General features: G+C 30.6%; 3 protein-coding genes and 1 pseudogene. All 4 read right to left on the reverse strand.

Annotation, left to right across the window (positions count from 1 at the left end; all coding sequences use genetic code 11):
- Nucleotides 1-699 precede the first annotated feature (699 nt).
- Nucleotides 700-1428 (reverse strand): ABC transporter permease, encoded by a 729-nt coding sequence (locus tag ACTNEP_RS20255; protein ID WP_441163762.1) that lies wholly within the window; start codon nt 1426-1428, stop codon nt 700-702.
- Nucleotides 1415-2347 (reverse strand): ABC transporter ATP-binding protein, encoded by a 933-nt coding sequence (locus tag ACTNEP_RS20260; protein WP_441163763.1) that lies wholly within the window; start codon nt 2345-2347, stop codon nt 1415-1417. Before ACTNEP_RS20260 ends, ACTNEP_RS20255 begins: the two co-directional genes overlap by 14 nt.
- 277 nt (nt 2348-2624) lie before the next feature.
- On the reverse strand, nt 2625-3875 hold the full coding sequence (locus tag ACTNEP_RS20265) for a HAMP domain-containing sensor histidine kinase (protein WP_441163764.1): 1251 nt from the start codon (nt 3873-3875) through the stop codon (nt 2625-2627).
- 74 nt (nt 3876-3949) lie between these two features.
- Nucleotides 3950-4048 (reverse strand): annotated as a pseudogene (locus tag ACTNEP_RS20270) (winged helix-turn-helix domain-containing protein); the annotation flags it as partial.
- Between the last annotated feature and the right edge of the window lie 113 nt (nt 4049-4161).

A 4161-nucleotide genomic window follows, 5' to 3' on the forward strand; every position in this document is an offset into this window, starting at 1 on the left:
AATGCGTTTGGGTTTAAGCGATTTGATCGATTCCGATTAAAGGTATTATTACATCATCAATACAAAAATATAGATATTCGGGTCGCATAAATTAGGAGTGAGCTAAGTACTAAGTACTCACCCCAACATTTGACGTAGAACCTTTATTATAAAATTGAAAACCTTCAGATATCGTATTCACGCCCATGGATAAAAATATTTTCATAATGGAGAGCTCGCTCTATATAATGTAAATTTTTTTCTAGGTCATTTTCAAGAATCTGATAATATTCAGATAGTGCATGACATATCCTTGTTTGACCATGGGAAAAACCAGTTAAACCATATGATTTATTAATCAAACTTCCAATAAATTAAATCATCATCTTTAAAATGTGCTTGACTAATTAGTCGTTTATACACCATACCGGCTGTTTGTTTAGCTTTAGGATACTAATAACTTGTTACAGTATGCCTAGTTAGATATGAATAGGTAGATGATATAACAAACGACATAAAGTCCAAAGAATAGCAAAGGACCTTTTGCACCTTTAAATGTTAACAGCACACTCAAACCATGAGTTATAACATTCCCTATTAACAAGGCTACTGATATAACTATTGAAAGAAGTGCTACTATAAAAAAGAAATATTCCATGCTTTTTACCTCCTGTAAATGTAAAGGTTTTAGGAAATTCATTCATTGTACCTTTTTGACTACTAAAGCACTCTTAGTCTTTTTGTATATAATAATAATCCACCTAGAGAGATAACTAAATATAAAGTCATTATCATAAATCCTAGTAAATGCAATCCAGTATCCCCATAACCCATTGAAGGCTCATATAATTGCATTCCCATCCTCCAAGCAAAGGTAAATGGAAAATAGAGTGAAATATCTGCACCAAGGATGATAGTAGTTATAAATATAGAGCCAACACCTATCAACACAACGCTTAAGAAGCTTTTCGTTAGTATCATGATAAGCGCTGATATGGGAACAGTTAAAATAACTAACAGACTATATAGCATTAGACTCATCAACATTCCTAAAGCGTCACTAATTATTACTTCCTGACTAAATAGACTGTAAAGTGTGAAGATATGGATGATATGATTTACTAATGATGTAAATAGCAATAAGCTCATAATTGCAGCTATCTTTGAGCATATTAATTTGAAATTACTTTGCGGATAGGAGAACCAGTTTATCAACATTTGATTCTTAAATTCATTATTAAAGAAAGCACCGGAAAAAATAAAAACGATTGCTGGGAAAAGAGTAGCATATTGGTTAAATACGTAGAAATAATAATTCCAGGCACTCATATTTGTGGACATCATCATTCCAATAGTATTAAAGATAAAAGGAACAAAACTAATAATCAACACAGCATAAACAATTTTCAGTCGCTTAAGCTTAAAAAATTCATTTTTAACTAATTGCATACTGAGCATCCTCCTCAGGCTGAGCATCAGACAAAAGATAAAGGTAGAGATCTTCTAAAGAGATATTAGAACATTTCATTTCTTTTATTTGTAAATTTTTATTAATGAAGCTAAGTAGTTCGGGTTCTTCCATCGATGTGATCAATTCTAAATAGGAAGGATTTGATTTAATTATTTCTATCCCACTTATTTGTTGAATTTCATTTATCTGTGCTTCTTCGACGTGAGTTAATTGAATTTGGAACAAGTTCATCTCTTCTTTGTTTTCAGTAGTAAGAATTATCTTTCCATTATTCATAAATATTAGTTGATCGGCAATTAAACTGATTTCACTTAATAAGTGACTAGATACAATAATGGTTCTATCATTTAATTCAACTTCCTGTATTAGCATTTCTCTTACTTGTTTAATTCCTTGTGGATCTAATCCGTTTGTTGGTTCATCTAATAATAATAACTGAGGATCATTAGCTAAAGAGCGTGCGATGCCCATTCTCTGTTTCATGCCCAATGAGGTTTGCGAAAACAGCTTATCTTTATGTTTGTGTAAACCTACAAAGTTTAACAGTTTATCTAATTGCTCTTGTTGATAGTTAATATTATGATATTTCATATGCAAGGCTAAGTTTTCACTTAATGTTAAATTTGCATAAAAACCGGGAAACTCAATAATACTCCCAATTTCCTTCAGTATATTCTCCGAAGGATGATTATAAATATTACATTCATTAAATAATATATCTCCAGAGGTTGGTTTAAAAACACCTAACATCGATTTTAACAAGGTAGTTTTTCCAGCACCGTTAGGTCCCAATAAACCATAAATTTTGCCCTTTTCAAACTTAAAATTTACATCTCTCAATATTTGTTTTTGTTTTATGTCGATGTTAACGTCCATTAATTCCATTAGATACGTCATTTAGCTCCTCCTCCATTAACTTGTTTAGCTACATTATATTGACTAAAAGTTAAAATGAAGGACTAATCAAGGTTAAAAATAGATTAAATTTTATCACGCACTAATCAGCTAGCACTTACTGATGGAAATCTCACTTTAATAACCGATGGGTTTTTTTGTTAAAAATACAAAGACCTCTCGATCCTATTTATTGAAAAGGATCGAGAGGTCTCAATAAGGATATAACCTCTGGGGAGATACACGTTTTGATACGATAAGTCTGTCTACTACTAATGTTTTATTTTTGTTTATAAATAGTAACTTTTGTCCCATCATGGTGAGATGTAATATCTAATGATAAATTCATTTGTTCAATCATCATATAAACGATCGATAAACCAATCCCTTTCCCCTTATTAGTAGAAGATTCTTCTAAACCGGGCCCTCGGTCCAAGATGGTTATATATTCTGTATTTTCTGTTTCTCCGGTCTTAACACTTAAAAATTTTCCTTGGTATGCATGTCTTTTGACATTTTGAAATAAATTATTTAATACTCTTAAGAGCCAAATTTCATCGACTTCCCAAATAAAGGAGTGAGATAAATCAATGTCTATTTCAAATCCCATATCTTCTAATATTGGATACCAATCAATTAAGGATGTTCGAATAATTGGTATCACTTCTTTATTTGCCTTATTGAGAGGTAGTCTACCTTCGCTAAGGACAGTATAAGAAGAAAGGTTGTCTATTAGTTCACCTAAAAATGTTACTTTATTGGTGATAACAGATAGTGATTCTTTTACCTCTTTATCTAATGGAAGTTCTTGCAACTTGTGGGCATGACCATTAATGATGGATAATGGAGTTCTTAAGTCATGCGAAAGACTAGATATTAATTGTTTTCTTATCTTCTTCTCTTTTTCCTCTTTTTCATGACTATCATTTAGATCATCTACCATCAGGTTAAAGGATTCTTGTAGAGCACTTATTTCATCTTTCTTCCTAACAACCATTTTAGATGGGATCAATTTGTTTTTATTTTCCTCCATATGTTTTTGTATCTCCGTTAATCGATTACTTGTCTTTTTAAAAAATAACCAAGTTATATATACGAATAAACTCCAAATTGCAAATAGAAATAGGTACCAAAAAGAAGAAAACTTTTGATCTAACATCTCCCTGTTTGTTCCAATATTTTCCTCTGGTATTTGTAGAATGACATAACCATTCTTTTCTTTACCTTCCAAGTATGTAAAATTACTATAGTAGTTATCATTTTGCTTGCTTTGTACGAATTCAATAGCATCAGTAACACTCCAAGAGGTTTCTTGATCTGTGGAGAATATCATGTCTCCATCATCGCCAATCCAATAGATTGTCTCTTCTGATGCTATATTAAAATCTTCTAATTCATTTATTATCTGATTGGTATCTCGATATTCTAAACTTGTTATTTTTTCTTCCCATAATTGTTCTACGTCGTTTTCACTTATTGTATCTTCATTGTATATAGTAGATAAAAAATTTAATAAGAGATAATATAGCAAATTAACCCCAAAGAAAGAAATTGGAAAGATTAAGATAGATAACAAAATAACAAGTATATACTTAGTGGATAATTTCATAATTTTATTCTATAACCTAATCCACGGATAGTTTCTATAATTTTTGGTTTTTTGGGGTTTTTTTCTATTTTCTCTCGTAAATATTTGATATGTACATTAATGTAAATTAGCACATTATCCCAGACATCTAATTTCACTTTAATCCAGTTAGAAATCTGAAATAATGTGCCGACTTTTTCACTTTAATTCAGTTTTGAAAATTAATATG

Source organism: Gracilibacillus sp. HCP3S3_G5_2 (assembly GCF_052063305.1).
Lineage (GTDB): Bacteria > Bacillota > Bacilli > Bacillales > Amphibacillaceae > Gracilibacillus.

What these genes read in the sequence shown, in the direction of transcription:
- ACTNEP_RS20255 (WP_441163762.1), bottom strand. Translation starts at nt 1,428, where the DNA reads ATGCAATTAGTTAAAAATGAATTTTTTAAGCTTAAGCGACTGAAAATT.
- ACTNEP_RS20260 (WP_441163763.1), bottom strand. Translation starts at nt 2,347, where the DNA reads ATGACGTATCTAATGGAATTAATGGACGTTAACATCGACATAAAACAA.